A 26,389-nucleotide genomic window follows, 5' to 3' on the forward strand; every position below is an offset into this window, starting at 1 on the left:
GCCCTGCCGTGCGAGGGCTTCAGTCCAGGTCGATGCGTTCCCCCGGGCCGGTGCCCTCGCCCCCGTCGCCCCGGTCCCGCCGGTCGTCCGCGGGGCCGGCCGCCGGGTCGGCGGTGCGGGAGGTCCAGCGCTGCTCCTGGGCCTGGACGGCGGAGCGGTAGGCGGCGAGCAGCTCGCCACCGGCCGCTGCCAGGTGGTCGAAGACGTCCGGGTTGCGCTCTATGACGGGCTCGACGGCGGCCTTCGCCTGCTGGACGACCTGCCGCACCATCTGCTGGGCGGCGGGCCCGGCGAGGCCGCCGAGGAGCGGTGACGGGAGGCCGGACAGCCGGTCGGCCACCGTGTCCACGAGCTTCCTCAGTTCCTCGGCCGCGGAACCGGGGGGCGGGCCGTGCTCGGTGCGGCGACGGGTCCGCTCGGCGTCGAGGTCCTCGGCGCAGGCCGTGGACCAGGCGTCGGCGTCGGTCGCCCTCGCCGGCTCCTCCTCGCGGGGGTCGGGTGCGGGGCGCTCTTCGCTCATGGCGGCTCCTGACTACGGTTCGCCCTTACGACGTTACCCGAACGGGCGTGTCCGGTTCATCGTCCCGGGGCGGGCCACAGGTCGGGGTCCGGGGCGAAGCGGACGCGCAGCTCGCCGTCCTGGAGTCCGGCTCCGGCGACGGTGCAGCGGCGCAGGGCGGAGGGCAGCGGAACGATCCGGCGGAAGGGGCCCGCGGTGATCAGAAGTTCGTCGCCGCGCCGGACGAGGTCGAGTTCGTCCCGTATCGCGCCGGGCAGCGGGAGGTGCCAGACGAGCACGCCGTCCTCGGCGATCCGGTCGGTGACGGGCCACTCGACCGGGGCGGTCGCCGGGTTGACGGCGGGTACGGCGAGGGCGGTGAGGTCGTCGGGGCCGTGCGGGTCGCGGCCGAGGTGCGGGACGGGGTGGACGTCGTACGGCTCCTGCCAGTCGGCGAGTGCCTTGCGCTGCTGGGCGAGGAGCGACAGAAGGGGTGCGAGGCCCGGTGCGGGGTGGTCACCGGGCGACGGGTGCGGGAGCCAGGCGTCGGGGGCGGTCTCGGGCAGGGTGCGGTTGGCGATCAGGGCCTCGGTGGGCAGGCCGCGCAGGGCCAGGCCGAGGGTGGCGGTGCGGACGGCGTCGGCGCCGGCCGGGCCGGGTTCGGCGACCAGGCGTACGGCGGTGTCCCGGTCGGCGAGGACGGCGTCGACGGCGGCCAGCTCGACGTCCCAGCGGGCCGCCGTCTCGTACAGCCAGTCGGCGGGCATGGGGACGCCGGCCAGCCGGCCGAGGACGGGGCGCAGGGCACGGGCGGCCTGCCGCTCGGGCGGCAGCAGGCGGCGCAGGTAGCGGCGCAGTTCCCCGGGGAGGGCGAGCAGGGCGAGGGCCTGCGGCAGGGGCGGGAGGTCGACGACGAGGAGGTCGTAGCGCTCGGAGAGGGCCGCGTCCCGCAGGGCCTGTAGGAACGACAGTTCCTCGGCGCCGGGCAGCGGGGTGACCTCCTCGGCGTCCAGGCGGGCGGCACCGAGCAGGTCGAGGACGTTCGCGGCGCGGGTCTGGAAGGCGGTGAGGTCCTGCCGGAAGCGTTCGGCGGCATCGGGCCGCCAGGCGGTGAGGCGCCCGGTGACCTCGGTGGGGGCCGGTCCTGTCGCGGTGCCCAGGGCCGCGCCGAGAGTGTCGGTGCGGTCGGCGCCGAGCAGGAGGGTGCGGGTGCCGTCGGCCGCGGCGCGCAGTGCGGTGGCGGCGGCGACGGTCGTACGCCCGCTACCGCCCGGGCCCGTGATCAGGATGGTGCGCATGAGGGTGAACGCTACCGCCGTGCACGGGGAACGGCCGGGGCCGCTACTCCTGGCCCGGCTCCTTCACCGGCTCCTGTCCGGACTCCTTCACCGGTTCCTGCACCGACTCCTGCACCGGCTCCTGCTCCGGTCCCGACTCCACCCGCTTCTTCAGGCCCGCCAGCGCCCGGTCGATGATGACCTTCTCCGCCTTGCGCTTGATCATGCCGAGCATGGGGATCTTGACGTCGACGGTGAGCTGATAGGTGACCTCGGTGGCGCCCGCGCCCGCCGGCCTCAGCGCGTAGGAGCCGTCGAGGGAGCGGAGCATCTGGGACTTCACCAGGGTCCAGGAGACCTTGTCGGCACCGGTCCAGGTGTAGGCGAGGGTCTGGTCGTCCTTGATGGCACCGGCGTCCATGACGAGGCGCACCTGCTCGGCACGGCCCTGCGCGTCGGTGGCGAGGACCTCCGCCTCCTTCACCTCGCCGGTCCAGTCCGGGTAGCGGTCGAAGTCGGCGATCACCGCCATGACGTCGGCCGGAGCCGCCTCGATCGTGATGCTCGAACTGGTGTGTTCCGCCATCGCCGTGGCTCCTCCAGATGCGGGCCGGTGGGAGAGATCCGCGTGCGCCGGTCTGCGCACGTGTGTGCAGCGTGAAGGCTACCGCGCCGTCGGCCCGCCGCCTTCACCGCGCCCGCCGGGCCTCACCACTCCAGTGCCCAGGGCGTGCCGGTCCCGGCGAAGTGCCCCACGTTCACGCACTCGGTGGCGCCGATCCGCATCCGGCGCGCCAGCGGCTGGTGGACGTGTCCGAACAGCGCGTACCGCGGCCGGGTGCGGCGGATGGCGTCCAGCAGGGCCCGGCTGCCCCGCTCGAAGCGGCGGGCCACGGTGTCGTAGACCAGCTCGGGTACCTCCGGCGGGATGTGAGTGCACAGCACGTCGACCTCGCCGACGGCCTCGATCTTCGCCGCGTACTCCTCGTCGCCGATCTCGAAGGGCGTGCGCATCGGGGTGCGCAGGCCGCCGCCGACGAAGCCGAAGACACGGCCGCCGATCTCCACCCGCTGGCCGTCGAGGACGGTGGTGCCGGGCCGGACGTACTCGGGCCACAGCCGCGGCATGTCGACGTTGCCGTAGGTGGCGTACGTGGGCGTGGGGAACGCGGCGAACAGCTCGGCGTACTGCTTGCGCACGGCCGCCTCGATGGCGGTGGCCCGGTCGCCGCCGATGCCGGCCCACAGCCGGGCTCCGAACGCGCGGGCCTCCTCGAAGCGGCGGGCGGTGCGCAGCTCCACGATGCGGTCGGCGTTCTCCGTGCCGAACAGGTCCGGGAAGATGCCGCGCGAGTGGTCCGCGTAGTCGAGGAAGAGGACGAGGTCGCCGAGGCAGATCAGGGCGTCCGCGCCGTCGCCGGCCCGGGCCAGATCGCGGGCGTTGCCGTGCACGTCGCTGACCACGTGGACGCGGGTGCGTCGGTCGCCGGTGCGTGTGGAAGCCATGGCGATCAAGCGTAGGCGGAGGGGCGCACCTGTGAACAGTGCCGGTCCAACCTGCGGTTACTCGCCGGTCGGTTCGGCCGTGGACTACTGTGCGCGAAGGAACGCCCACGTGTGTGACGCAGCGAACATCTCGCCGGGACCCCCTGTCGTAGACGCCATACCGGCGGGTAACGTCCGGGCAGTCCAGTCGTGCTCTGGTTTTCAACATGTGAATTCTCAGCCGAACGCCATGCTGATCCGGAGCACTCGCCCGAGCCTTGGACCGCACCGTCGCATCGCACAACGTCGTGGCGCCGGCGCCCTAAGAGGAGCAGCAGTCTTGCGCGAGTTCAGCCTTCCGGCTTTGTACGAGGTCCCTGCGGACGGCAATCTGACCGATATCGTCCGCAGAAACGCCGCGCAGCATCCCGACGTCGCCGTCATCGCCCGCAAGGTGGCCGGTGCCTGGCAGGACGTGTCGGCGCGGGAGTTCCTGGCCGAGGTGCGTGCCGCGGCCAAGGGTCTCATCGCCTCCGGCGTGCAGCCGGGCGACCGGGTGGGTCTGATGTCCCGCACGCGGTACGAGTGGACGCTGCTCGACTTCGCCATCTGGAGCGCGGGCGCGATCACCGTGCCGGTGTACGAGACCAGCTCGCCTGAGCAGGTGCAGTGGATCCTCAGCGACTCGGGCGCGACGGCCTGCGTCACCGAGCTGGCGGGCCACACGGCCGCCGTCGAGTCGGTCCGCGACCGGCTGCCCGCGCTCAAGCACGTCTGGCAGATCGAGGCCGGCGGCGTGGAGGAGCTGGGGCGCCTCGGGCAGGACATCAGTGACGCGGCGGTGGAGGAACGCAGCTCGCTCGCCCGGGCCGACGACCCGGCGACCATCGTCTACACGAGCGGCACCACCGGGCGCCCCAAGGGCTGTGTGCTCACCCACCGCAGCTTCTTCGCCGAGTGCGGGAACGTCGTGGAACGGCTGCGTCCGCTGTTCCGCACCGGCGAGTGCTCGGTGTTGCTCTTCCTTCCGCTCGCGCACGTCTTCGGGCGGCTGGTGCAGGTGGCGCCGATGATGGCGCCGATCAAGCTGGGCTGCGTCCCGGACATCAAGAACCTCACCGACGAACTGGCCGCGTTCCGGCCGACGCTGATCCTCGGTGTGCCGCGGGTCTTCGAGAAGGTCTACAACTCGGCGCGGGCCAAGGCGCAGGCCGACGGCAAGGGCGCGGTCTTCGACAAGGCGGCGGACACCGCGATCGCCTACAGCAAGGCGCTGGACAGCCCGTCGGGCCCGTCCTTCGGTCTGAAGCTCAAGCACAAGGTGTTCGACAAGCTGGTCTACAGCAAGCTGCGCGCGGTGCTGGGCGGGCGGGGCGAGTACGCCATCTCCGGCGGTGCCCCGCTGGGCGAGCGGCTCGGCCACTTCTTCCGGGGCATCGGCTTCTCGGTGCTGGAGGGCTACGGCCTGACCGAGTCCTGTGCGGCGACCGCGTTCAACCCCTGGGACCGGCAGAAGATCGGTACGGTCGGCCAGCCGCTGCCCGGCTCGGTGGTCCGCATCGCCGACGACGGCGAGGTGCTGCTGCACGGCGAGCACCTGTTCAAGGAGTACTGGAACAACCCGGGCGCGACCGCGGAGGCGCTGGCCGACGGCTGGTTCCACACCGGTGACATCGGCACCCTGGACGAGGACGGCTACCTGCGGATCACCGGCCGGAAGAAGGAGATCATCGTCACGGCGGGCGGCAAGAACGTCGCCCCGGCCGTGATCGAGGACCGGATCCGGGCGCACGCGCTGGTCGCGGAGTGCATGGTGGTGGGCGACGGGCGGCCGTTCGTGGGCGCGCTGGTCACCGTCGACGAGGAGTTCCTGGGCCGTTGGGCCGCCGAGCACGGCAAGCCGGCGGGCTCCACCGCGGCGTCGCTGAAGGACGACCCGGATCTGAACGCCGCGATCCAGTCGGCCGTGGACGACGGCAACGCCGCGGTGTCGAAGGCGGAATCGGTGCGGAAGTTCCGCATTCTGTCCTCCCAGTTCACGGAGGAGTCGGGCCACCTCACCCCGTCGCTGAAGCTGAAGCGGAACGTGGTGGCGAAGGACTACGCGGACGAGATCGAGGCGATCTACGCCAAGTGATCCGGGCGGTGCCTCATGGCGCGGTGTCCTCGGCGAGGACCCGCGCCATCGTGCGTTCGGCGAGCGCGGTGATGGTGACGAAGGGGTTGACGCCGATCGAGCCGGGCACGAGCGAGCCGTCGGTGACGTAGAGCCTCGGGTACCCCTTCACCCGGCCGTAGCCGTCGGTCGCCCTGCCCAGCACGCAGCCGCCGAGCGGGTGGTAGGTGAAGTCGTCGGCGAAGACCTTGCCGGCCGGACCGAAGAGGTCGTACCGGTAGATGGTCGCGTTGGCCGCGTTGACGCGGTCGAACAGCTTCTTGGCCATGGCGGCCGACACGGCGCTCTGGTCGGCGGTCCAGCCCAGTCGCACCGCGCCGGACGAGCTGTCGTACGAGAACGACGCCCGTTCGGGGTTCTTGGTGATCGCGAGGTACAGGCTGATCCAGTGTTCGAAGCCCATGGGCAGCGGGGCGATCTCCGCGAAGACCGGGTTGTCGGGGTTGGCCCAGTCGTCGATGCCCATGACGGGCATGGTGGCCTGGTCGGCGCCGACGGTGTCCCACACGTGGTTGGCGCGGCCGAGCATGGTGTTGCCGTTGGTGCCCCAGCCCGCCCCGACGGCCGGGGCGAGGTCGGGCAGGGTGCCGGTGTCCCGGGCGCGGACGAGGAGTTCGGTGGTGCCGAGGCTGCCGCCGGCCAGGAACAGGTGGGTGCAGCCGTACTGCTTGCGCTCGACGACCGCGCCGGTGGAGTCGATGCGGTCGGCGGTCAGGACGTACGATCCGTCGCCCGCCCGGCTGACCGAGGTGACCTTCTCCAGGGTGTGGATGGTGACGTTGCCGGTGCCGAGGGCGGCGGCAAGGTAGGTCTTGTCGAGGCTGCGCTTGCCGTGGTTGTTGCCGTAGATGACCTCGCCCGCGAGCGCGGACCTGGTGGCGGTGCCGGCGGCCTCGCGCCGCATGTAGCCGAAGTCGTAGACGTTCGGCACGAAGGTGGTGCGCAGGCCGGCGTTGGCGGCGGCCTTCCGGGAGGTCCGGGTGAACCGGTACCAGTCGGTGGACTCGAACCAGGCCGGGTCGACGGAGTTGACGCCGAGCATGGCGCGGGCGCGCGGGAAGTACGTGCCGTACATGTCGTCGGCGTCGACGCCCGGGAACTGCTCGGTGAAGTAGGCGCGGGGCGGGGTGACGGCCATGCCGCCGTTGACCAGGGAGCCGCCGCCGACACCGCGGCCGACGTAGACGGACACGTGGTCGTGGTGCACCCGGTCCAGGACGCCGGGATAGGGGTTGACGGCCCGGTTGACCACGTCCAGCCAGAGGAACGTGGCGAGCGGGGCCTCGGTGCGGCTGCGGAACCACATGGCGCGCTGGTCGGGGGCGGTGGTGGAGCAGAAGACCCTGCCGTCGGCGCCGGCGGTGTTCCACAGGCCGCCCATCTCCAGGACGAGGGTGCGGATGCCGGCCTGACCGAGGCGGAGGGCGGCGACCGCGCCGCCGTAGCCGGAGCCGACGACGATCGCCGGGGCGTTGTCCGTGGGGGCGGGTTCCGCCGCGCGGGCGGACGGGAGACCGATGCGGGTGAAACCGAGGGCGGCGGCGGTCTGCAGCGCCGCCACGCCCAGGATCTGACGTCTCGTCAGTTTTGGTGTCATGTGCGCAGCATGGGCGGACTTTCGGGTTCCGCCTAGAGCCCCGGCAGGGTTCAGAGCAACGCCTTGAGCCTCTCCGCCAGGAGGTCCCAGCGCCACTTCTCCTCGACCCACCGCCGGCCCCGCTCGCCCATCCTGCGGCGCAGCTCGGGATCCTGGAGCAGGGCCACGACCCGCTCGGCCGTCTGCTCGGCCGAGCCGCCCCGGACCACCCAGCCGGTCTCGCCCTCCAGGACCGCGTCCGGGGCGCCGCCGGAGTCGCCCGCGACGACCGGCAGGCCCGTCGCGGAGGCCTCCAGGTAGACGATGCCGAGGCCCTCCACGTCCAGGCCGCCGCGGCGGGTGCGGCAGGGCATGGCGAAGACGTCGCCGGCACCGTAGTGGGCGGGCAGCTCGGACCAGGGCACGGCGCCGGTGAAGCGGACCGAGCCGGCGACACCGGTCTCGTCCGCCATCCTGCGCAGGTCCTTCTCGTACGGGCCGCCGCCGACGATCAGCAGGACGGTGTCCGGTTCGGCGGCGAGGATGCGGGGCATGGCCCGGATCAGCGTGTCCTGGCCCTTGCGCGGCACCAGCCGGGAGACGCACACGACCACCGGACGGTCGGTCAGGCCGAGCCGCGCGCGGACCTCGTCGCCGCCGGAGCCGGGGTGGAAGGTCTTCTCGTCGACCCCCGGCGGCAGCTGCACCATCCGCGAGGCCGCCTGCGGGGTGAGCGCGGTCGCAATCCGGGAGCGGGTGTACTCGCCGAGGTAGGTGATCGTGTCCGTGGACTCGCCGATCCGGCGCAGCAGGTGCCGGGCGGCGGGCAGCTGGGCCCAGCCGGCCTCGTGGCCGTGGGTGGTGGCCACCAGCCGCTCGGCGCCGGCCCTGCGCAGCGCGGGTGCCATCAGGCCGAGCGGGGCCGCCGCACCGAACCACACGGACGTGCACCCGTGCGCGCGCAGCAGCCCGGCAGCGCGCCGGGTGGCCTGCGGGGTGGGCAGCAGCATGGTCGTCCGGTCCCGTACGACGGTGAAGGGCTGCTCGGCGTCGAAGGCGGCGGTGGCCTCGGCGCCCTCCCGGCCGCGCTTCCAGGTGGAGGCGTAGACGACCAGCCGGCCGGGGTCCAGGCGGAGGGCCATGTTGTGCAGGAAGGCCTGGATGCCGCCCGGCCGGGGCGGGAAGTCGTTGGTGACGATCAGGGTCTTGTGCATCGCCGCCGACCCTACCGAATGGGCCGTCCGCGGCCGGGCCCGGCCGAGTCTGTGGCCGGCGCACAGCCGCGCGGGACATCATGGTCGCTCGAAGCGGATTCGAACGGCACGGCGATCGACGGCACGGTGATCGACGGCACGGTGATCGACGGCACGGCAAGCGACGCGGGAATCGGACGGCAGGGGATCACGTGGAGACGAAGGGTGCCGGGCGGTCCCTGGCCTGGCTGCTCGGGACCTGGGGCGTCACTCGTGCGGTGCTGCTGCTCTTCGTCTTCCGGGTGTACGCCTTCCCTGGCCCCGACGTCACCTCGGACGTGTCGGTGATCTACCGCGGCTGGTACGAGGTCCTGCGGCAAGGAACGTTTCCGCTGGACGACGTGACCTGGCAGTACCCGCCGGCCGCGGCGCTGCCCGTCCTCTCCCCCGCCGTGCTGCCCTTCCTGTCCTACCCGCACGCCTTCTTCGTCCTGGCCTGCCTCGCCGACGCCGTCGTGGCGGCGCTGCTGGTGCTCGCGGGCCGGCGGGCCGGGCGGTCGCCGCGGGGGGCCTGGGTGTGGGTGGCGGGCGTGCCGCTGCTGGGGCCCACGGTGTACGCCCGCTACGACGTGATGGTGACCGCGGTGGCCGTGGCGGCGCTGCTCGCCGGGGCGCGGCGCCCGCGGGTGATGGGCGCGCTGGCGGCGGTGGGGGCACTGCTGAAGGTGTGGCCGGCGCTGCTGCTGGTCGGTGCCGTGCGCCGGCGGGCCTGGGCGTCGGCGGTGGTGACCGCGGCGGGCCTGGCGCTGCTGTTCGCCGTGTCCATGCCGGGGGCGTTCGCGTTCCTGACCTTCCAGCGGGAGCGGGGCACCGAGGTGGAGTCACTGGGCGCGCTGGTCTTCCATGTGGCCCGGCACTACGGCTGGCGGGGCGAGGTGCTGCTGAACTACGGGTCGATCGAGTTCCTGGGCCCGTACGTGGACCAGGTCAGCACGGCCGCGCTGGCGCTGACCGGGGCCGCCTTCGGCTGGCTGCTGCTGTGGCGGCTGCGCGCGGCCCGCTTCGAGCCGCACACCCTCGCCGACGCGGCGCTGACGGCGGTGCTGCTGTTCACGGTGACCAGCCGGGTGATCAGCCCGCAGTACCTGGTGTGGCTGGTCGGTCTGGCCGCCGTGTGCCTGACGCACCGGGCGAGCCGGATGGGGACGCCCGCGCTGCTGGTCCTCCTCGCGTCCTTCGTGACGGTCCTGGAGTTCCCGCTCGGCTTCTCACACGTGGTGCTGAGCGACTGGTACGGCGTGACGCTGCTGGCGGTGCGCAACGGCCTGCTGGTCGCGGCCACGGTCACGGCGGCCCGCCGGCTGTGGCGGACGACCGTACCGCCGGCCGCGCCCTCCCCCTTCCCGCCTCAGGCCACCCGCGCGAAGGAGACCCCCGTCTCCTCCTGACGCCGGGCCCGCCGCAGCAGCGCCGCCACGGCCGCGCACTGCACGGCCATCGCGAGCGCCAGCGCCAGGCAGACGCCGGGCAGGCCGAGGCCGGACAGCGCGTGGGCCAGGGGCAGCTGGACGGCGGTGCCGAGCAGGGTGATCCGCAGCAGCGCGGGCGCTCCCCCGCTGCCCTCGAAGACCCCGCCGAGCGCGATGAAGCAGGCCATCAGCAGCAGGTAGGGGCCGATGCAGCGGAGGAAGAGCACGCCCTGGTGGGCGACCTCCGGGCCGGCGCCGAAGGCGGCCATGGCCCAGGGGGCGGTGGCGGCGAACAGCGCGGCGGCCGTGAGGCCGGCGGTCCCGGCGACGAGCACCGCCTGCCGGCCGATGTCCCGGCGGGCGTCCCGGCCCGTGCCCCGGGTGTGCGCGGTGTGGATGGCGGCGGCCTGCCGCACCGCGTAGAAGGCCATGGTGGCGAGGTACATGACCTTGTAGGCGATGGAGTAGGCGGCCACCGCGGTGACGCCGAGCCGGGCCACGATCGCGACCAGCACCAGGGCGCCGCCCTGCCGCACGGTGAAGTCGGCGGACATGGGCAGCCCGGTGCCGAGGGTGCGGCGCAGGGCGGCCGGGAGGGAGGCGGCGGCCGGGGTCCGGGCGGCCGCGCGCAGCAGGGCGGTGCGGCGCAGGGCGCGCAGGCCGAGGACGAGGGCGGCGGCTCGGCACAGCACGGTGGAGGCGGCGGCGCCGGGGACGCCGTAGAGGTGGATGAGGACGGGGTCGCAGACCAGGATCAGCCCGTTGGCCAGCAGGGCGAGGCGCATCGGGGTGCGGGTGTCGCCGGCGCCCTTGAGGATGCCGTCGACGAGTTGCTGGACGAAGAAGACGGCCGTGCCGGGCAGGGAGAGGGCGAAGTACGCGGTGGCCAGGCGCACCGCGGCCGGGTCGCCGGCGCCGAGCACCAGGCGGGCCAGCGGCTCGCGCAGCAGGAAGCCGCCCACCGCGACCACCGGGGTGACCAGCGCGCACAGGGCCCAGCCCCCGCGCACGGCGGCCCGTACGGCGGCCGGGTCGCGGGCCCCCCGGGCGTGCGCCACCAGCACGGTCGTACCGGAGGCGAAGACGAGGGCGACGCCGAGCAGCACGTTCTCGGTGTTGGTCGCCACGGCCACGGCGGCGACGGCGGCACCGCCGAGCCCGGAGACCCAGACGGTGTTGATGATCCCGGAGGCGACGGAGGCGAGCAGGGAGAGGTAGACGGGGTGGGCGAGGGCGACGAGCTGCTTGCGGTGGGCGTTCACGGTCCGGCTCCTCGGTGGCGGTGAGGCCTTCTGGCGCACTTCCGGATACCTCGAAACGAGGTAACTCGATAAGAGGTAGCATGGGGGTCCGGAGAGCCGCAAGGAGGTACGCGCGTGCTGGAGTTGTCGATCCTGGGCTTCCTCGCCGAGGAGCCGCTGCACGGCTATGAACTCAAGGACCGCATCCGCGCGCTGAGCGGACACGTCCGCCCGGTCAGCGACGGCGCGCTGTACCCGGCCATCAACCGCCTCGTCGCCGCCGGCCTGCTGGACCAGCGCACCGAGGACGGGGTGAGCGCCGCCCCGCGCCGGATGCTGTCCCTGACCGCGGCGGGACGCGCGGAGCTGCGGGAGCGGCTGCGCAACCCCGGGCAGGCGGAGATCACCGACCATGTCCGTTTCAACACGGTCCTGGCCTTCCTGCGGCAGCTGGACGACCCCGCCGAGCAGGCCGCCGTGCTCCGCCGCCGCCTGGACTTCCTCGAAACCCCGGCGAGCTTCTTCTACCGCAAGGGCGAGCCGATGCGGGCGGAGGAGGCCGGGGACCTGTTCCGGGAGGGCATGCTGCGGGTCGCCCGGGCCACCGGGCAGGCCGAGCGGGAATGGCTCCGCGAGGCCATCGGGGTGCTCAGCCGAGCTGGTTCGTGACGTACTCGCGCCAGCGGGCGGTGAACTCCCCCGGTGCCAGCCCGAGCACCTTCTCCAGGGCCTCCTCGACCGCGCCCGCCCGCCCGGGGTGGGCGCCGACGGACCGGTAGAAGGCGCCGAGCCGGGCGGCGCCCCACCGGTCGGCGATCATCCGGCAGGCCAGCCAGCCGCTCTCGTAGGCCCGTGCGAGCTTCGCCGGCTCGCGGGTGAAGCCGAAGTCCTCGTCGGCGGGAAGCGCCTGGGGCACCTCGCCGTCCCGGACGGCACGGGCGAGTTCCGGGGCGGCCTCGACCGGGGTGCGGCCGGTGCCGAGGTAGCCGATCCAGTCGGCGTAGCCCTCCGAGAGCCACAACGGGGTGGCGGCGGTGGTGCGTGCCCGGGTGGCGACATGGGTCGTCTCGTGGGTGAGGACGACCTGCTTGCCGGCGTCGCCGAGCAGGGCGTACGCCTCCGGGTTGACCACCACCCGGTCCGCCGGCGCCCGGCCCGTCCCTCCCGCCTCGCCCGTGGTGACGGCGGCGATGCCCCGGTAGTCGGCGGCGGGCGAGCCCAGCAGGGACGCCATGCCCGCCAGGGACCGCGGCACCAGCACGACGACCCGGCGGCTCCAGTCGGTGCCCCAGGCCCCGGAGACGGCCGGGACCGCCCGCTCGGCCAGCCGGGCGTACGTCCTCAGGTCTGCGGCGGAGATCCCGGTGCCGAGCACCAGGCTGTGCGCGCCCTTGACGGCACTCACCGTGCCCTGGTCCCACAGCTGCTGCCCGGTCTTCCCGGCGGGCCTGTCGGCGGTGACGTACCAGCGGCCGTCGGCGGTGCGGTCCAGGGTGAGGGTGCGGCGGGTGTCGACGGGGGCCCGGTCGTAGCCGGCGACCCGGTAGCGCAGCTCGGCGTCGGCGGTGGCACCGGAGGCGGTGCGGCGCAGAGCACCGACCCGGTAGCTCCAGGAGGCCAGCGGGAGCGCGCGCAGCCGGGTGTACTCGGCGCGGGCGCCGGTCGTGCCGTACGCCGTCTCGTCGTGGCCGAGGAGGGCCGCCGCGCGCCGGTCGAGGACCTGCTGCACCTCGGCACGGGCGGAGTCGGTCCCGGCCGGCCGCTCGCACCCGGTCGAGGGCAGCAGCAGACCGAGCCCCACGGCTCCGATGCTCCACGCCCGTCTGCGACCAGCCACGCGCCGATCGTACGGCGCCGGGCGCGGTCAGGGCCGGGTGACCGAGGAGACCGGCATCATCCCGACCGGGTCGTAGCGCACCGGGGCGCCGGGGTAGGGGGCGTGGATGACCTGGCCGTTGCCCGCGTACATCGCCACATGGCTGGCGTCGGAGCGGTAGACGACCAGGTCGCCGGGGCGGGCCTGGGAGAGCGGGACCTGCCGGCCGGCGAACCGCTGTTCCTGCGAGGTGCGCGGAAGATGGATGCCGGCGTGCGCGTACGCCCACTGCATCAGGCCCGAACAGTCGAAACCGGAGGGGCCGTTGGCGCCCCACACGTACGGGCGGCCGAGGGCCGAGCGGGCGGCGGCCAGGGCGGCGGCGGCGCGGCCCTCGGGGGCGGCGGCGCCGGCCGGCTCGGGCAGGTCCGCGCGGCCGCCGCGGGAGGCCCGGTCGTAGGCGGCGCGTTCGCCGGAGGGCAGGGCGTTGATCAGCTGCCGGGCCCGGGCGAGCTTGCGCTCCACGGTCCGCTTGTGCGCGGCCACGGCCTTGCGGCTGCGCTCCAGCTCGGCGAGGGCCCCGGACGCCTCCGCGCGCTCCTGGGCGAGTGCGCGCAGCACGGACTGCAACTCCCTGAGCCGGCCCGCCTGCCGGGCACCGATGCGGTCGAGCGTGGACGCCTTGTCCAGGTAGTCGTCCGGGTCCGCGGAGAAGAGCAGGGCGACCGCCGGGTCGATGCCGCCGGAGCGGTACTGGGCGCCCGCGAGGGAACCGAGCTGCTCGCGCAGCTCGTTGACGCGCTGCTGCTGCCGGGCGATGTGGTCCTGGGTGTCCCGGACCTCGCGGCGCAGCCGGCCGGCGCGCTCGTCGGCCTTGTCGTAGGCCTGGGTCGCCTTCTCGGCCTCCTCGTACAGGCGGTCCACCTCGGCCCGGGTGCCGGCGCCGGGCGCGGCCTGGGCCGGTACGGCACCGAGCGCGGCAGCGGCCGACAACACGCACAGGGCGAGGGCACCACGGTCGAATCCGGACGGTGCAAGGCGGCGATGGGACCCCACGGCAGTCCTTCTGCTGGCGGACGTAAGACCGCTTCCCCGGCGCGTGGGGACGGGGAGGCCCCGGCGCCGGGGAAACGCGGCAGACAGTAGCCGTGCACAGGGGCCCGGACCAAAGACCTCGGAGTCAACACAAGCTGACGCCCCGCCGCTGACGCAGGTCACCGGCGGGGCGTGGAGTCAGTTCCCGTCTCGGGGATTCGCCCGTTCGGGCGCCCCCGTGTCCGTGTGTCGGTCCGTGTACGGGTCCGTGTGCCGTGTCCGTGGGGTGCCGGGGGTCAGACCCGGACGCCGAACATGAAGGGACCGCCGATGGTCGTCATCGACTCGTAGCGGACGACCGTGCCGGTGCGCGGGGCGTGCAGGATCTGGCCGTTGCCCGCGTAGAGGCCGACGTGGTGGATGTCGTTGAAGAAGAAGACCAGGTCGCCGACCTTGAGGTCGCTCTGGTTGTAGATCTTCGTACCGATCTGGGCCTGCGCCTCGGAGGTGCGCGGGATGGAGACGCCGGCCTGGGCGTAGGCCCAGGAGGTCAGGCCCGAGCAGTCGAAGGAGGAGGGGCCGGTGGCGCCGTAGACGTAGGGCGAGCCGAGCCGGGTCTGGGCGGCGGCGAAGGCCGCCTGGGCGCGCCCGGAGGCGGGCGGGGCGTCACCGAGGTCCACGCGCTCGGTGGAGGAGCGGTTGGCGCGCTGCTCCTTCTCGGCGAGCTGCGCCTTCTCCTTGGCGGTCAGGGTGTTCAGGAGCTTCTGCGCCTCGGCGAGCTTGCCCTGGACTTCCTTCTTCTTGTTGCCCAGTTCGGTGCGGGTGGCGGCGAGGTCCTTCAGCTTCTCGGTGGCCTCGGCCCGCTCCTGGGCGAGTTCGCGCTGTTTGTCCTGGATCTTCTTCAGCGCGTCGACCTGCTGGCTGCTCAACTGGTCGAGCGTGGACGCCTTGTCGAGGTAGTCGTCCGGGTCGGAGGAGAGGAAGAGCTGGACCGAGGCGTCGATGCCGCCGGAGCGGTACTGGGCGGTGGCCAGCGAACCCAGGCCGTCGCGCAGCTTGTTGAGCTCCTCCTGGCCGCGGGCGACGTTGTCCTGGATGGTGGCGATTTCCTTCTGCAGCTTCTGCTGCTTCTCCTTGGCGCCGTTGTACTTCTCGGTCGCCTGCTCGGCCTGCTCGTAGAGCTTGTCGACCTTCGCCTTGACCTCGTCCTTGCCGAGCTTCTCGCTCGGCGCGGCGTTGGCGGCGTTGGCGCTGAGCGCGACGGCAGCTGCGGCAGCGGTGGTGAGCACGGTCACACGGGTGCGGCTCGGCTGCTTGGGTCGACGGTGGGACGCCACGGAGGACGAACTCCTTCTTGTGAGTGATCACCCGTTCGGAGGTTCGAAGCCAGACCCTAGTGACCCAGTTGTGATCAGTTCAAATCCCACAGCGAAAAATCTCGTCACGCAGTGCATTCTTTGCACACAATTCACGTGCAGTGAGGCCCGTTTGACACTACGTTGCGTGAGGATACGGCCAATTCGGGCATTGAGTCTGTCCGTTGGACCTTCAGGACAGTCGCTTGAGAAGTACCGCAGAGGCCACCGGTCGGGCACCCGCCCGCGCGACCCCGTCGGCGACCTCCCGGTCGGTGGAGGCGACGATGACCGGACGTCCCGGCGGCTCGGCGCGCACCAGTTGACGGATCAGCTCGTCGGCCGTGACACCCGGCTTGGAGAACAGCACCCGCACCCCGCGCGGCGGCGCGAGCAGCACCGGCGCGGCGAGTTCGGCGCCGTCGAAGACGCACGTCACCTCGGCCCCGGTCTGCGCGGCGAGCGCCGACAACTGGCCCAGCAGCCGCAACCGCTGCTTCTCCAGCGGCATCTGCGGATAGCCGGTCTTGGTCACGTTGTAGCCGTCGACGACCAGATGCGCCTGCGGCAGCGCCAGCAGCTGGTCGAGGATGGCCGGGTCGTTCTCGGACAGTGCGCGGGCGGCGATGTCCTTCGGGGTCATACGGCCCGGTTCGACCGCGTCCACCGTCTCGGCGGGGCGCACCGACACCGGGGGCAGGGCGAGTTCGCGCCGGAGCCCCTGGGTCGCGTCCAGCAGGGTGTCGAGCAGCAGCCGCACCCGCATGTCCTCCACGCTGCGGCCCTCGCGCGCGGCCCTGCGGGTGGCCTCCAGCGCGGCCTCGGCCTCGCCCAGGCGGGCCTTGAGCCGGCGCGCCTCGCTCTCCGCGGCCGACACCTGCGTCTGCGCCTCGGTGCGCACGGCGTCCATCTCGCCCTGCACCCTGCGCAGTGCGGCCTCGCCCCGCTTGACGTCGCTGAGCGCGGCGCGCAGCTTGCGGTGAAGCGATTCCGCCTCCTTGCGGGCCGACTCCAGCTCCGCGCGCAGCCGCTCGGTCTCGGCACGGGTGTGCTCCCGGGCCTGCGCCAGCTCCGTGCGCAGCCGCTCCAGTTCGGCCCGGCTCTCCTCGTCGGCGCGCTCGGCGTCCGCGCGCTGGGCCTCCTCGCCGGCCGCGGTGACCAGCTTGACCCAGTCCGCGGGGCGCAGCACATAGGCGGCGGCCGCGACGTCGAGCGGGTCCGCGGCCGGGGGCGGGGAGCCGGAGTCGAGGGCGCCGGAGAGTTCCGGCTGGGCCTCTCTGAACTTCTCCCCGATCCGCTGCCGGAACAGCGGATCGGTCTCCAGCGCCGCCGCCATCGCGTTCCCGGCGAACTTCGCCCGGCGGTTGGGGGCGAAGCGGGCGTACTGCCTCAGCTGGGCGGGCAGTTCCGCCACGGTCAGCCCGCCGAAGCCGTCCGAGACGATCTGGACGACACGCCGGCGCACGCCGTCGGGCAGCGGACGGTCAAGCACCTCAGCGGTGCCGTCGCCCGGCCCCCCGCCTGCGGTCTCCACCATCCGTCACACCCCAATACCGGAAAAAGCCTCTCCGGGGCCCGCTCCGCTCAGGAGCCGGCGCCCGGCCTGTCCACGAGTTCCACCTGGTCCACCGCGTTGCACCAGCGGCAGCGCACCGATTCGATGGTCTCACTGACCACCTCGCGCTCCTCCACGGTCGACTCGCCGGCCAGGTCGAGGTGGACGTACTCGACGACCTTCGACGAGCGGGTGACGTCGAACCGGGTGAGGTTGCCGCAGAGGGTGCAGCGCCATCGTGTCGTGGCCGTCGGCAGGGGAACCGTCATGGTGACTGTTTACTTCCTTCTCGTGTCGGTCCGCGCCGTCCCCCGACGCGTGTGGCTCGTAACCCTACGGCCTGCCGGGGACTCGCCGCCCGTCCGTTCACGGCGGCGAGGCGGTCTGTCAGCTTGCGTCCCGTTACGTCATGCTCTGTAGTCATGATCAGCACCTGGAGCAGGGCGGCCGGCAGGACACTCGGAGCGGTCCGGGGCACCTCGGCCCCGATGACGTACGGCCTCATCGCCCTGTGCGCCCTGATCTTCGCGCTCGGCCCCGCCTCCGGGCTGGTCCCCGGGTACGGCTCCGGGGACGCGCTGCTCGCCGCGCAGCGGGCGTACTTCCGGCACTGGGGCGTGGTGCCGGCCGAGCTGTTCGAGGAACCCGCCGGGGCGGCGCTCACCCCGGCCACCGCGCTCTTCGTGCACGGCAGCTGGGTGCACCTGCTCGGCAACATGCTCTTCCTCTTCGTCTTCGGGGCGATGACCGAGGAGCGGATGGGCCGGGTGGAGTTCACCCTCTTCTACGTCGGCTGCGGCTACCTCGCGCTGCTGGGGTACGCGGCGGCCAACGCCACGTCCGGACAGTCGCTGGTCGGCGCCTCCGGGGCGGTCTCGGCGGTCCTCGGGGCGTTCCTCTACCTGTTCCCCCGCGCACGTGTGACCAGTCTCCTCCCGTTCCTGTTCTTCGTGCCGCTGCGCTTCCCCGCGTGGGTGGTGCTGCCGCTGTGGGCGGCCCTCCAGTGGCTGGCGGCGGGGCGGGCCTCGGACGGCCCCGGGGTGGCCTACCTGGCGCACCTCGTGGGGTTCGGGCTGGGCTTCGGCTACGCCTGGGTGCGGTACGGCCGTGGGACTAGAGTGAAAGCCGCCCCAGCTCCGGTCCCCGAGGGAGAGAAACAGCCGTGATCACCGCGATCGTCCTGATCAAGACCAGCGTGGACCGGATCCCCGAGATCGCGGAGGGGATCGCCGCGCTCGACAGCGTCAGCGAGGTCTTCTCGGTCACCGGCACCTACGACCTGATCGCCATGGTCCGGGTCCGCCGTCACGACGACCTCGCCGAGGTCATCCCGGGCCGGATCAGCAAGATCCCCGGCGTGGAGGCCACGGACACCCACGTCGCCTTCCGCACCTACTCCCAGCACGACATGGAAGCCGCCTTCGCGATCGGCCTCGACAACTAGCCGGTCGTCTCCACCGCGGCGATGCCCGTCCCCGAAGGGACGTAGAGGCGGCCGGCGTGGGCGACCGGGGTGTGCTGGTCGTCGCCCGCGTCACGGCCGAGGGCCGCGCTCCAGCGCTGCTTCCCGTCCAGGTCCAGTGCCCGGACCCGGTCGCCCGCGCGGACGTACACGGTCTCGCCGGCCACGACCGCCCGCGGCTGGGCCGCGCTCCTCTCGAGGTCGTGCGCCCAGGCGCGCGAGCCGTCGGCCGCCCGGACGGCGTACACGAGGCCCTGTTCCGTGCCGACGGCCAGGGCGCGGCCGCCCGCGCCGAGCGGCCCGGTGTCGGTCTCCCTGCGCCACAGCCGGCGGCCGTCCGAGACACGGAAGCCCTGAAGCTCGGCGGCGGTGTCCGCGAACAGGGTGGTGCCCGCGACGGCGACGGCCGTGACGTCCGTGCCCGCGGACACCCGCCACCTGCGGGAGCCGTCCCGCGCGTCCAGCGCCAGCAGGGCGTCGCCGTGTGTCCCGCGCGGCTCCCCGCGCCCCGCGGCGGCGCCGCCGTGCACGCCGGTCTCAGACCGCCGGGACGCAGCGGCCGTCCTCCGTGCGGTACTGCCACTTGGCGCCGTCCCGCACCAGTTCCCGCACCGCGTCGACGAAGCGCTCGACGTGTTCGTCGGGGGTGCCGGCGCCGAAGCTGACGCGGATGGCGTTGAGGGACTTCTCGCCGGGGGCCGCCTCGGGGGCACCGCACTCGCCCTGGCTCTGGGGGTCGCTGCCGAGGAGGGTGCGGACCAGGGGGTGGGCGCAGAAGAGGCCGTCGCGGACGCCGATGCCGTACTCGGCGGAGAGGGCGGCGGCGAAGTGGGAGCTGTTCCAGCCCTCGACGACGAAGGAGAGGACGCCGACCCGCGGGGCGTCGTCGCCGAAGAGGGAGAGGATCCGCACCTCGGGGACGTCGGCGAGGCCCTCGCGGACCGCGCGGACGAGGTGCTGCTCGCGGGCGACCAGGGTGTCCCAGCCGGCCTCGGTCAGGGCCTTGCAGGCCGAGGCGATGGCGTAGGCGCCGATGACGTTCGGGGAGCCGGCCTCGTGGCGGGCCGCGGTGTCGTGCCACTCGACGGCCACTCCCCCGTCCTCGCGCCGGGTGACCTTGCGGCTGGCGCCGCCGCCCGCGAGGTACGGCTCGGCCGCCTGGAGCCAGTCGGCGCGGCCGGCCAGGACGCCGGAGCCGAAGGGGGCGTACAGCTTGTGGCCGGAGAAGGCGATCCAGTCGACGTCGAGGTCGCTGACGGACACCGGGTGGTGCGGGGCGAGCTGCGCGGCGTCCAGGACGATGCGGGCGCCGTGGGCGTGCGCGGCGGCGGCCAGCTCGCGCACCGGCCACAGCTCGCCGGTGACGTTGGAGGCGCCGGTGACGCAGACCAGGGCGGGGCCGTGGGGCTCTCGGTCGGCGAGGGCCCGCTCCAGGGTCCGGACGGCCTGCTGCGGGGTGCGCGGGGCGTCGAGGTAGGTGACCCGCGCGTCCTGCCAGGGCAGCAGGGAGGCGTGGTGCTCGGTCTCGAAGACGAAGACCTGGCAGTCGGCCGGGATCGCCCGCGCGAGGAGGTTGAGGGAGTCCGTCGTGGAGCGGGTGAAGACGACCTGGTCGGCGGGCCGGCAGCCGAGGAAGTCGGCGACCGTGCTCCGCGCGTTCTCGAACAGGTCCGTGGAGAGCTGGGAGAGGTAGCCCGCACCGCGGTGGACGCTGCCGTAGTACGGGGCGTACGCGGCGACGTCGTCCCAGACGCGCTGGAGGGCGGGCGCGCTGGCCGCGTAGTCCAGGGCGGCGTAGGCGACTTCGCCGCCGGTGACGAGCGGGACGGTGACATCTCGCCCCAGAACGGGCAGAGGGGCGCAAACGGTCTGGTCGGAGGCAGCGCTGGAGACGGACATGGCGGAACTCCCGTGAGACGAGGGGGGAAGACGAAGAAGAGAGAAAGGGTGTGCGGAGGCGGGGCTCTGCGGCCCTAACGCATTCGCTTGCTCACGGAAGACTCCTCGACGACCAGGATCCCTGGGTTCGTGAGGGATCCGCGCTTGCCGTACACCTTGCTGTGCACGGCCTGGTCTTCACCCGGGGCACCCCGCCACGGACGGAGGGTTGCCGGACAGTCGGCCGGGGCCTCATGACTGTCACTCATGACCTGGTACAGGAACGTACGCGAGGTGATCGTCGTCCCGCAACCCGTGTCCGGATCGCGGGACGACGTCCGGGGTGCCTAGGCGTTGCTGACGGCCACCCAGCGGTCCAGGGTGCGCTTCGCGGCGCCCGAGTCGATCGACTCCGCGGCCTTCGCCATGCCGGCCCGGAGCTGCTCGGCGAGCGGCGCGTCCGTCGGCCGGAGCGCCACCAGCGCGGCTGCCGAGTTCAGCAGGACGGCGTCCCGTACGGCGCCCGTCTCGCCGTCCAGCAGCCGCCGGGCGACCTCCGCGTTGTAGGAGGCGTCGGCGCCGCGCAGGGCGTCCACCGGGACGAGGTCGATGCCGACGTCCCGCGGGTCGAAGGTCTCCTCCGTCACCTTGCCGTCGCGGACCACCCAGACCCGGGAGGGGGCCGTGACGGTCAGCTCGTCCAGGCCGTCGTCGCCCCGGAACACCAGCGCGGAGTTCCCCCGCTCGGCGAGGACGCCGGCGACGATCGGCGCCATCCGGGGGTCGGCCACCCCGACGGCCTGCGCCCGCACCTGGGCCGGGTTGGTGAGCGGGCCCAGCACGTTGAAGGTGGTCCGGATGCCCAACTGGGCGCGGGCCGGGGCGACGTGGCGCAGGGAGGGGTGGAACCGGACGGCGAAGCAGATGGTGATCCCGGCTTCCTCGGCGACCTCGGCGACCCGCCGCGGGGTCAGGTTCAGGTTGATGCCGAGCTTCTCCAGGACGTCGGAGGAGCCGGAGGCGGAGGACGCGGCGCGGTTGCCGTGCTTGACGACCTTCGTGCCCGTGCCGGCGACGACGATCGAGGACATGGTGGAGATGTTCACCGTCTTGGCGCCGTCACCGCCGGTGCCGACGATGTCCACGGCCGGCCCGGGCACCTCGATGACGTTCGCGTGCGCGTACATGGCCCGGACGAGTCCGGTGATCTCCTGGACCGTCTCGCCCTTGGCCCGCAGCGCCACCATGAAGGCGGCGATCTGCGCGTCGGTCGCCTCCCCGCGCATGATCACGTCCATCGCCCAGGCCGTGTCGTCGGCGGACAGGTCCCGGCCGTCCAGCAGACCGTTCAGCAGGGCGGGCCAGGAGCGGCCCGCCGCGGTGTCGCCTCCAGCGGGGGTCACAGCGCTCATCAGCCGCTCCTCGTACAGATTCCTGCTCCGTCGTGGACCACCCTATCCAGCCCCGGGCACGGGGAAGGGCCCCGTCCGGGTTACGGACGGGGCCCTTCGGCGTGGCGTGGCGACGCGGGGATCAGTGGTGGCCGTGGCCGCTCGTGATCTCCTTGTACTCCTCGACGGTCGGCTTCGGGATCTGGTTGTCCTCGCCGTAGTAGGCGTTGGAGAGCTTGACGCGCAGCTTCTCCGAGGCACCCACCTTGCGCTCGACACCGTTCTCGTCGACCGTCGGACCGATCTCGGCCGGCTGGTACTGCTCGTGCGCGGTGAGCGTGTGCAGCTGCTCCTGGCTGAGCGGCTCGTGCACCTCGATGAACTCACCGTGCGGCAGCCGCTTGATGATGCCGGTCTCGCGACCGTGCAGCACCTTGTCGCGGTCGCGGCGCTGCAGGCCGAGGCAGATCCGCTTGGTGACGAGGAACGCGATGACCGGTCCGGCGAAGAAGGCGATCCGAACGAACCAGGTGACGGCGTTGATCGACAGGTGGAAGTGGGTGGCGAAGAGGTCGTTGCCACCGCCGACCAGGCCCACCATGTAGACCGTCACCCAGGCGACACCGAACGCGGTACGGGTCGGGGCGTTGCGCGGGCGGTCCAGGATGTGGTGCTCGCGCTTGTCGCCGGTGACCCAGGACTCGATGAACGGGTAGACCGCGATCGCCGCCAGGACGAGACCGAAGAGCACCAGCGGGATGAACACGCCCAGGACGAGCGTGTGGCCCCAGAAGTTGATCTCCCAGCCCGGCATGTAGCGGACCAGACCCTCGGCGAAGCCCATGTACCAGTCGGGCTGGGCGCCGGTGGACACCTGGTCCGGACGGTAGGGGCCCATGGCCCAGATCGGGTTGATCTGGGCGACCGCCGCGATGGCCGCGATGACACCGAAGACCAGGAAGAAGAAGCCTCCGGCCTTGGCCATGTACACCGGCAGCAGCGGCATGCCGACGACGTTCTTCTCGGACTTCCCGGGACCCGCGAACTGCGTGTGCTTGTGGTAGAAGACCAGGATCAGGTGCGCCACCATCAGGCCGAGCATGATGCCCGGCAGCAGCAGGATGTGGATCGAGTAGAACCGGGCGACGAAGTCGTGGCCGGGGAACTCGCCGCCGAAGAGGAACATCGAGATGTACGTGCCGACGATCGGCATGGACAGGATCGCGCCCTCGGTGAAGCGGACACCGGTGCCGGAGAGCAGGTCGTCGGGGAGCGAGTAACCGGTGAAGCCGGTGAACATGCCGAGGACGAACAGCAGGAAGCCGAACAGCCAGTTGATCTCACGCGGCTTGCGGAACGCGCCGGTGAAGAACACGCGCATCATGTGCACGAACATGCCGGCGAGGAAGATCAGGGCGGCCCAGTGGTGGATCTGCCGGATGAGCAGACCACCGCGCACGTCGAAGGAGATGTGCAGGGTCGAGCTGAACGCCTCGGACATCAGCTGTCCCTGGAGCGGGACGTAGCTGCCGTGGTACTCCACCTCGTTCATCGACGGGTGGAAGAACAGCGTCAGATAGACACCCGTCAGGATGATGATGATGAAGCTGTACATGCACACTTCGCCCAACATGAACGACCAGTGGTCGGGGAAGATCTTGCGCATGTTGGCCTTGGCGAGGGAGTAGATCCCGAGCCGGCCGTCGGCCCAGTCGGCGATGCGCTCGCCGGCCGGTGCCTTCCCGCGAGAGCGGCCCGCCGCGGCAGCGGCAGATGAAGGCGTTTCGTTCGGTGTAGTGCTCATCCGCGCTCCCAGAATGCAGGACCGACGGGCTCCTCGAAGTCGCCGAGCGCCTGGAGGTAACCCTCACTGTCCACGCCGATGCGCAGCTGCGGCAGGGCGTGGCCGGCGGGGCCGAAGATCACTCGGGCACCGTCGGAGAGGTCGAAGGTGGACTGGTGGCACGGGCACAGCACGTGGTGCGTCTGCTGCTCGTACAGCGAGATCGGGCAACCGACGTGGGTGCAGATCTTCGAGTACGCGACGATGCCCTCGTGCGACCACGCCAGCTCGCGCTTGTCCTTGATGTTGCCCGGCTGGATCCGGACGATCATCAGAGCCGCCTTGGCGATCTCGTTCTGGAAGTCCTCGTCGCGCTCCTCCAGGCCGTCCGGCTTGGCGAAGGTGAGCGAGCCCACGGCGACGTCCTCGGGACGCAGCGGCTGGTTCGTGTTCATGTTGACCAGGCGCTTGCCCTTGGCCCACATGGTGTGGCGGAGCTTGGTCCCCGGCGCCGGGCCGAGACCGCCGAGCAGCATGACGCCGGACAGCGGCACGAAGGCCAGCGCGCCGAACATGGTGTTGCGGATCAGCTTGCGGCGGCCGAGCGCCGACTCCTTGGCGCCCTCGCGGAAGTCCGCGTGGACCTTCGCCCGGACCTCGGCGGGAGCCTCGATGGGGTGCCGGTCGTCGGCGACCTCCACGTCGGACATCAGGGTGCGGGCCCAGTGGACCGCGCCCGCGCCGATGCAGAACAGCGCCACGCCCAGGGTCAGGCCCAGCGCGAAGTTCATCGCGCTGATGTGCCCGATCGGGAAGACGAAGATCGACTTGTCGGTCGGGACGGCCAGGTACGCGACGATGAAGCCGATGGTGGCCAGCATCGACACCGTGAACAGCAGGGCGACCATGCGCTCGGACCGCTTGGCGGCCCGCTCGTCGATGTCCTGGATCCGGTGCTCGTGCGGGGGCAGCCCCGGGTCGGCGAACGGGTTCTCCTCGTCCGCGATCCCTACCGCGCCGTGTGCGTGGTCCTGCTCAGCGGGCAGGTTCTCTTCTGGAATGTCTTGGCTACTCATGACTTCTTGGCCTTTGCGGTCCGAGCGGCGACCCAGACGGCGACCGCGATCAGCGCGCCGAGGCCGAAGATCCAGGCGAACAGACCCTCGCTGACCGGCCCGAGGCCACCCAGCTCCATACCGCCGGGGTTCTCGGTCTCATCGCCGTTGACCGCGTTCAGGTACGCGATGATGTCCTTCTTGTTCTTCTCCGACATCGTGGTGTCGGGGAAGGACGGCATGTTCTGCGGGCCCGTCTGCATGGCCTCGTAGATGTGCTTCGGAGCGACACCCTCCAGGCTCGGCGCGTACTTGCCCTTGGTCAGGGCACCGCCCTTGCCGGTGAAGTTGTGGCACTGCGCGCAGTTGGTGCGGAACAGTTCGCCACCCTTGGCGATGTCCGCGTTGCCGGGGCCGTACTGCTGCTCGGTGGGCACGCTCGGGCCGGCACCCAGCGAGGCGACGTACGCGGCGAGCTGGTCGATCTGGGCCTGCGTGTAGACAGGCTTCTTGCGCGGGACCTGGGCGCCCTGCGAGGTGGCGGCGGGCATACGGCCGGTGCCGACCTGGAAGTCGACAGCGGCGGCACCCACGCCGACGAGGCTCGGGCCGTCGGAGGAGCCCTGGCCACCGGTGCCGTGGCAGCTGGCGCAGCCGACCTCGTAGAGCTTCTTGCCCTCCTTGATGGTCAGGGACTGGGAGGATTCATCGGCCTGCGCCTTGCCCGCGGGCGCGAACGCGGCGTACAGCCCCCCAGTGGCCGCCAGCGCGAGGAGTAGGACGACGACCGCCGCCAGCGGATGGCGTCGTCGTGCGGAGAGCTTTTTCACGGATTACCCCGGTGTCAGGATCTTCTGCGTCGGTGCTTCTGGATGTGCGGGAGCGGTCCCGGCTACTTGATCAGGTAGATCGTGGCGAAGAGGCCGATCCAGACGACATCGACGAAGTGCCAGTAGTAGGACACGACGATGGCGGCGGTCGCCTGCTCGTGAGTGAACCTCTTGGCCATGTAGGTGCGGCCGAGGACCAGCAGGAAGGCGATGAGACCGCCCGTCACGTGCAGGCCGTGGAAGCCGGTGGTCAGGTAGAACACCGAGCCGTACGGGTCGGAGGACAGCGAGATGCCGTCCTTCTTCACCAGCTCCGTGTACTCGTAGATCTGACCGCCGATGAAGATCGCACCCATGATGAAGGTGAGGATGAACCAGCCACGGAGCTTCTTCACGTCGCCGCGTTCGGCAGCGAACACGCCGAGCTGGCAGGTGAGGGAGGAGAGCACCAGGATCGTGGTGTTCGTGGCGGAGAAGGGCACGTTGAGTGCCTCCGCCTGTTCCTTCCAGTGGACCGGTCCGGTCACCGACCGGAGGGTGAAGTACATCGCGAAGAGGGCCGCGAAGAACATCAGCTCGGAACTCAGCCAGATGATGGTTCCGACGCTGGTGAGGTTCGGCCGGTTGACCGACGGGTGCGCGTGCCCGGTTTCTACTGTCGTTGCTGTCGCCACGACCGACATTATGTCGGTCGCTTATCTCGCGCTCACTCCGGGGGGTGCCGTTCGGAGTGTTGCCACCCGCCACACCGCTGTTGACGTGGTGTTCGACGTGGTGTTCACGGGCCCGGCGACGGGAGTAACATCCGCCGGAACGGGCCTGCCCGTCCTGTCCGTACGACGCTGACGTCTCGGAGGAACAATGCAGCCGACCGCCACGGTGCTGGTCTACAGCGACGACTCCACCACCCGCGAGCAAGTACGGCTGGCCGCCGGGCGTCGGCCGGCCCCGGACGTCCCCCTGGTGGAGTTCGTGGAGTGCGCGACGCCGGACGCGGTGCTGCGGGAGCTGGACAGGGGCGGCATCGACGTGTGCGTGCTCGACGGCGAGGCCGTGCCGATGGGCGGCATGGGGGTGTGCCGGCAGATCAAGGACGAGGTGTTCGGCTGTCCGCCGGTGCTGCTGCTGATGGGGCGGCCCCAGGACGCCTGGCTGGCCACGTGGAGCCGGGCGGACGCGGCGGTGACCCTGCCGGTGGACCCGGTGGAGTTCGCCTCGGCCCTGGCCTCCCTGCTGCGGCGGAAGCGGCTGGTGGGCGCCTAGCGGGGCGGGGCGCCGGGTTCGCGCGCGGGTCCGGGCCGGTGGGCCCTCGT

25 protein-coding genes and 1 riboswitch are annotated in these 26,389 nt (G+C 72.2%); of the genes, 6 read left to right on the forward strand and 19 right to left on the reverse strand.

Going from position 1 to position 26,389, the window contains the following annotated elements:
• Nucleotides 1-19 precede the first annotated feature (19 nt).
• The 4 genes from ACZ7N4_RS00945 to ACZ7N4_RS00960 all read right to left on the reverse strand — a co-directional run bounded on the left by ACZ7N4_RS00945 (nucleotide 20) and on the right by ACZ7N4_RS00960 (nucleotide 3,240).
• Nucleotides 20-520, reverse strand: coding sequence for a DUF5304 domain-containing protein (locus ACZ7N4_RS00945; RefSeq protein ID WP_471352335.1), 501 nt, complete (start codon nucleotides 518-520; stop codon nucleotides 20-22).
• Between the two features lie 56 nt (nucleotides 521-576).
• The gene (locus tag ACZ7N4_RS00950; protein WP_471352338.1) at nucleotides 577-1,797 is read right to left on the reverse strand and encodes an ArsA family ATPase; all 1,221 of its coding nucleotides are present in this window, start codon (nucleotides 1,795-1,797) and stop codon (nucleotides 577-579) included.
• A 43-nt stretch (nucleotides 1,798-1,840) separates the two neighbouring features.
• Nucleotides 1,841-2,362: an SRPBCC family protein gene (locus tag ACZ7N4_RS00955; RefSeq protein WP_471352341.1), complete on the reverse strand. Its 522-nt coding sequence runs from the start codon at nucleotides 2,360-2,362 to the stop codon at nucleotides 1,841-1,843.
• 122 nt (nucleotides 2,363-2,484) lie between these two features.
• Entirely contained in the window at nucleotides 2,485-3,240 is a 756-nt protein-coding gene (locus ACZ7N4_RS00960) for a metallophosphoesterase family protein (protein WP_471353125.1), read from the reverse strand.
• 361 nt (nucleotides 3,241-3,601) lie between these two features.
• On the opposite strand from ACZ7N4_RS00960, the gene ACZ7N4_RS00965 reads away from it, so the two are divergent.
• The gene (locus ACZ7N4_RS00965; protein ID WP_471352343.1) at nucleotides 3,602-5,398 is read left to right on the forward strand and encodes an AMP-dependent synthetase/ligase; all 1,797 of its coding nucleotides are present in this window, start codon (nucleotides 3,602-3,604) and stop codon (nucleotides 5,396-5,398) included.
• A gap of 13 nt (nucleotides 5,399-5,411) precedes the next feature.
• Here the strand turns inward: ACZ7N4_RS00965 and ACZ7N4_RS00970 are convergent, their stop codons facing one another.
• Together ACZ7N4_RS00970 and ACZ7N4_RS00975 are read right to left on the reverse strand one after the other, a co-directional pair.
• Nucleotides 5,412-7,034 (reverse strand): GMC oxidoreductase, encoded by a 1,623-nt coding sequence (locus tag ACZ7N4_RS00970; RefSeq protein WP_471352347.1) that lies wholly within the window; start codon nucleotides 7,032-7,034, stop codon nucleotides 5,412-5,414.
• Nucleotides 7,035-7,084: 50 nt separating this feature from the next.
• Nucleotides 7,085-8,227, reverse strand: a complete 1,143-nt coding sequence (locus ACZ7N4_RS00975; RefSeq protein WP_471352350.1) for a glycosyltransferase family 4 protein — start codon at nucleotides 8,225-8,227, stop codon at nucleotides 7,085-7,087.
• 191 nt (nucleotides 8,228-8,418) lie between these two features.
• Between ACZ7N4_RS00975 and ACZ7N4_RS00980 the strand changes: the two genes are divergently transcribed.
• Nucleotides 8,419-9,654 (forward strand): glycosyltransferase 87 family protein, encoded by a 1,236-nt coding sequence (locus tag ACZ7N4_RS00980; RefSeq protein WP_471352353.1) that lies wholly within the window; start codon nucleotides 8,419-8,421, stop codon nucleotides 9,652-9,654.
• Here the strand turns inward: ACZ7N4_RS00980 and ACZ7N4_RS00985 are convergent.
• Nucleotides 9,615-10,937 (reverse strand): MATE family efflux transporter, encoded by a 1,323-nt coding sequence (locus ACZ7N4_RS00985; RefSeq protein ID WP_471352356.1) that lies wholly within the window; start codon nucleotides 10,935-10,937, stop codon nucleotides 9,615-9,617. The genes ACZ7N4_RS00980 and ACZ7N4_RS00985 overlap by 40 nt on opposite strands.
• 114 nt (nucleotides 10,938-11,051) lie before the next feature.
• Here ACZ7N4_RS00985 and ACZ7N4_RS00990 point away from each other — a divergent pair, with 114 nt between their 5' ends.
• Nucleotides 11,052-11,585 carry a PadR family transcriptional regulator gene (locus ACZ7N4_RS00990; RefSeq protein WP_471352359.1) on the forward strand — a complete coding sequence of 178 codons (534 nt, stop codon included), beginning with the start codon at nucleotides 11,052-11,054 and terminating at the stop codon, nucleotides 11,583-11,585.
• On the opposite strand, the gene ACZ7N4_RS00995 is transcribed toward ACZ7N4_RS00990, so the two are convergent.
• The 5 genes from ACZ7N4_RS00995 to ACZ7N4_RS01015 form a co-directional block, all read right to left on the reverse strand.
• Nucleotides 11,566-12,753 carry a hypothetical protein gene (locus tag ACZ7N4_RS00995; protein WP_471352363.1) on the reverse strand — a complete coding sequence of 396 codons (1,188 nt, stop codon included), beginning with the start codon at nucleotides 12,751-12,753 and terminating at the stop codon, nucleotides 11,566-11,568. The genes ACZ7N4_RS00990 and ACZ7N4_RS00995 overlap by 20 nt on opposite strands.
• Nucleotides 12,754-12,780: 27 nt before the next feature.
• Complete coding sequence (locus tag ACZ7N4_RS01000) at nucleotides 12,781-13,788, reverse strand: C40 family peptidase (RefSeq protein ID WP_471352366.1); 1,008 nt, start codon at nucleotides 13,786-13,788, stop codon at nucleotides 12,781-12,783.
• Between the two features lie 275 nt (nucleotides 13,789-14,063).
• Nucleotides 14,064-15,104: a C40 family peptidase gene (locus ACZ7N4_RS01005; RefSeq protein WP_471352368.1), complete on the reverse strand. Its 1,041-nt coding sequence runs from the start codon at nucleotides 15,102-15,104 to the stop codon at nucleotides 14,064-14,066.
• 211 nt (nucleotides 15,105-15,315) lie between these two features.
• Nucleotides 15,316-16,659 (reverse strand): NYN domain-containing protein, encoded by a 1,344-nt coding sequence (locus ACZ7N4_RS01010; RefSeq protein ID WP_471352370.1) that lies wholly within the window; start codon nucleotides 16,657-16,659, stop codon nucleotides 15,316-15,318.
• A gap of 47 nt (nucleotides 16,660-16,706) precedes the next feature.
• Nucleotides 16,707-16,946 (reverse strand): hypothetical protein, encoded by a 240-nt coding sequence (locus ACZ7N4_RS01015; RefSeq protein WP_404069448.1) that lies wholly within the window; start codon nucleotides 16,944-16,946, stop codon nucleotides 16,707-16,709.
• A gap of 153 nt (nucleotides 16,947-17,099) precedes the next feature.
• On the opposite strand from ACZ7N4_RS01015, the gene ACZ7N4_RS01020 reads away from it, so the two are divergent.
• Entirely contained in the window at nucleotides 17,100-17,843 is a 744-nt protein-coding gene (locus ACZ7N4_RS01020; RefSeq protein WP_471352372.1) for a rhomboid family intramembrane serine protease, read from the forward strand.
• On the forward strand, nucleotides 17,840-18,121 hold the full coding sequence (locus ACZ7N4_RS01025; protein WP_471352374.1) for an Lrp/AsnC family transcriptional regulator: 282 nt from the start codon (nucleotides 17,840-17,842) through the stop codon (nucleotides 18,119-18,121). Before ACZ7N4_RS01020 ends, ACZ7N4_RS01025 begins: the two co-directional genes overlap by 4 nt.
• On the opposite strand, the gene ACZ7N4_RS01030 is transcribed toward ACZ7N4_RS01025, so the two are convergent.
• From ACZ7N4_RS01030 to ctaE, 7 genes are all read right to left on the reverse strand, one after another.
• Nucleotides 18,118-18,669 (reverse strand): outer membrane protein assembly factor BamB family protein, encoded by a 552-nt coding sequence (locus ACZ7N4_RS01030; RefSeq protein ID WP_471352376.1) that lies wholly within the window; start codon nucleotides 18,667-18,669, stop codon nucleotides 18,118-18,120. The genes ACZ7N4_RS01025 and ACZ7N4_RS01030 overlap by 4 nt on opposite strands.
• Before the next feature lie 7 nt (nucleotides 18,670-18,676).
• Nucleotides 18,677-20,038, reverse strand: coding sequence for an aminotransferase class V-fold PLP-dependent enzyme (locus tag ACZ7N4_RS01035; RefSeq protein ID WP_471352378.1), 1,362 nt, complete (start codon nucleotides 20,036-20,038; stop codon nucleotides 18,677-18,679).
• Between the two features lie 135 nt (nucleotides 20,039-20,173).
• A riboswitch (SAM riboswitch) is annotated at nucleotides 20,174-20,290 on the reverse strand.
• Between the two features lie 74 nt (nucleotides 20,291-20,364).
• Nucleotides 20,365-21,429: an anthranilate phosphoribosyltransferase gene (gene trpD / locus ACZ7N4_RS01040; RefSeq protein ID WP_471352380.1), complete on the reverse strand. Its 1,065-nt coding sequence runs from the start codon at nucleotides 21,427-21,429 to the stop codon at nucleotides 20,365-20,367.
• Between the two features lie 121 nt (nucleotides 21,430-21,550).
• Nucleotides 21,551-23,212, reverse strand: a complete 1,662-nt coding sequence (gene qcrB, locus ACZ7N4_RS01045; RefSeq protein ID WP_471352382.1) for a cytochrome bc1 complex cytochrome b subunit — start codon at nucleotides 23,210-23,212, stop codon at nucleotides 21,551-21,553.
• On the reverse strand, nucleotides 23,209-24,267 hold the full coding sequence (qcrA, locus tag ACZ7N4_RS01050) for a cytochrome bc1 complex Rieske iron-sulfur subunit (protein ID WP_471352384.1): 1,059 nt from the start codon (nucleotides 24,265-24,267) through the stop codon (nucleotides 23,209-23,211). The genes qcrB and qcrA overlap by 4 nt, the downstream gene beginning before the upstream one ends.
• Nucleotides 24,264-25,076 carry a cytochrome bc1 complex diheme cytochrome c subunit gene (gene qcrC / locus ACZ7N4_RS01055; protein ID WP_471352386.1) on the reverse strand — a complete coding sequence of 271 codons (813 nt, stop codon included), beginning with the start codon at nucleotides 25,074-25,076 and terminating at the stop codon, nucleotides 24,264-24,266. The genes qcrA and qcrC overlap by 4 nt, the downstream gene beginning before the upstream one ends.
• A 62-nt stretch (nucleotides 25,077-25,138) precedes the next feature.
• Nucleotides 25,139-25,759, reverse strand: coding sequence for an aa3-type cytochrome oxidase subunit III (gene ctaE / locus ACZ7N4_RS01060; protein WP_030348419.1), 621 nt, complete (start codon nucleotides 25,757-25,759; stop codon nucleotides 25,139-25,141).
• Between the two features lie 178 nt (nucleotides 25,760-25,937).
• Here ctaE and ACZ7N4_RS01065 point away from each other — a divergent pair, with 178 nt between their 5' ends.
• A complete protein-coding gene (locus ACZ7N4_RS01065) occupies nucleotides 25,938-26,339 on the forward strand; it encodes a response regulator (RefSeq protein ID WP_471352389.1) in 402 nt (133 codons plus the stop codon).
• Nucleotides 26,340-26,389 lie beyond the last annotated feature (50 nt).

Source organism: Streptomyces sp. NPDC107654 (assembly GCF_055639035.1).

Excerpts from the sequence above, each read along its gene's own strand:
- ACZ7N4_RS00945 (WP_471352335.1), bottom strand. The coding sequence starts at position 520 with ATGAGCGAAGAGCGCCCCGCACCCGACCCCCGCGAGGAGGAGCCGGCG.
- ACZ7N4_RS00950 (WP_471352338.1), bottom strand. The coding sequence starts at position 1,797 with ATGCGCACCATCCTGATCACGGGCCCGGGCGGTAGCGGGCGTACGACC.
- ACZ7N4_RS00955 (WP_471352341.1), bottom strand. The coding sequence starts at position 2,362 with ATGGCGGAACACACCAGTTCGAGCATCACGATCGAGGCGGCTCCGGCC.
- ACZ7N4_RS00970 (WP_471352347.1), bottom strand. The coding sequence starts at position 7,034 with ATGACACCAAAACTGACGAGACGTCAGATCCTGGGCGTGGCGGCGCTG.
- ACZ7N4_RS00975 (WP_471352350.1), bottom strand. The coding sequence starts at position 8,227 with ATGCACAAGACCCTGATCGTCACCAACGACTTCCCGCCCCGGCCGGGC.
- ACZ7N4_RS01010 (WP_471352370.1), bottom strand. The coding sequence starts at position 16,659 with ATGGTGGAGACCGCAGGCGGGGGGCCGGGCGACGGCACCGCTGAGGTG.
- ACZ7N4_RS01015 (WP_404069448.1), bottom strand. The coding sequence starts at position 16,946 with ATGACGGTTCCCCTGCCGACGGCCACGACACGATGGCGCTGCACCCTC.
- ACZ7N4_RS01020 (WP_471352372.1), top strand. The coding sequence starts at position 17,100 with ATGATCAGCACCTGGAGCAGGGCGGCCGGCAGGACACTCGGAGCGGTC.
- ACZ7N4_RS01035 (WP_471352378.1), bottom strand. The coding sequence starts at position 20,038 with ATGTCCGTCTCCAGCGCTGCCTCCGACCAGACCGTTTGCGCCCCTCTG.
- trpD (WP_471352380.1), bottom strand. The coding sequence starts at position 21,429 with ATGAGCGCTGTGACCCCCGCTGGAGGCGACACCGCGGCGGGCCGCTCC.
- qcrB (WP_471352382.1), bottom strand. The coding sequence starts at position 23,212 with ATGAGCACTACACCGAACGAAACGCCTTCATCTGCCGCTGCCGCGGCG.
- qcrA (WP_471352384.1), bottom strand. The coding sequence starts at position 24,267 with ATGAGTAGCCAAGACATTCCAGAAGAGAACCTGCCCGCTGAGCAGGAC.
- ctaE (WP_030348419.1), bottom strand. The coding sequence starts at position 25,759 with ATGTCGGTCGTGGCGACAGCAACGACAGTAGAAACCGGGCACGCGCAC.
- ACZ7N4_RS01065 (WP_471352389.1), top strand. The coding sequence starts at position 25,938 with ATGCAGCCGACCGCCACGGTGCTGGTCTACAGCGACGACTCCACCACC.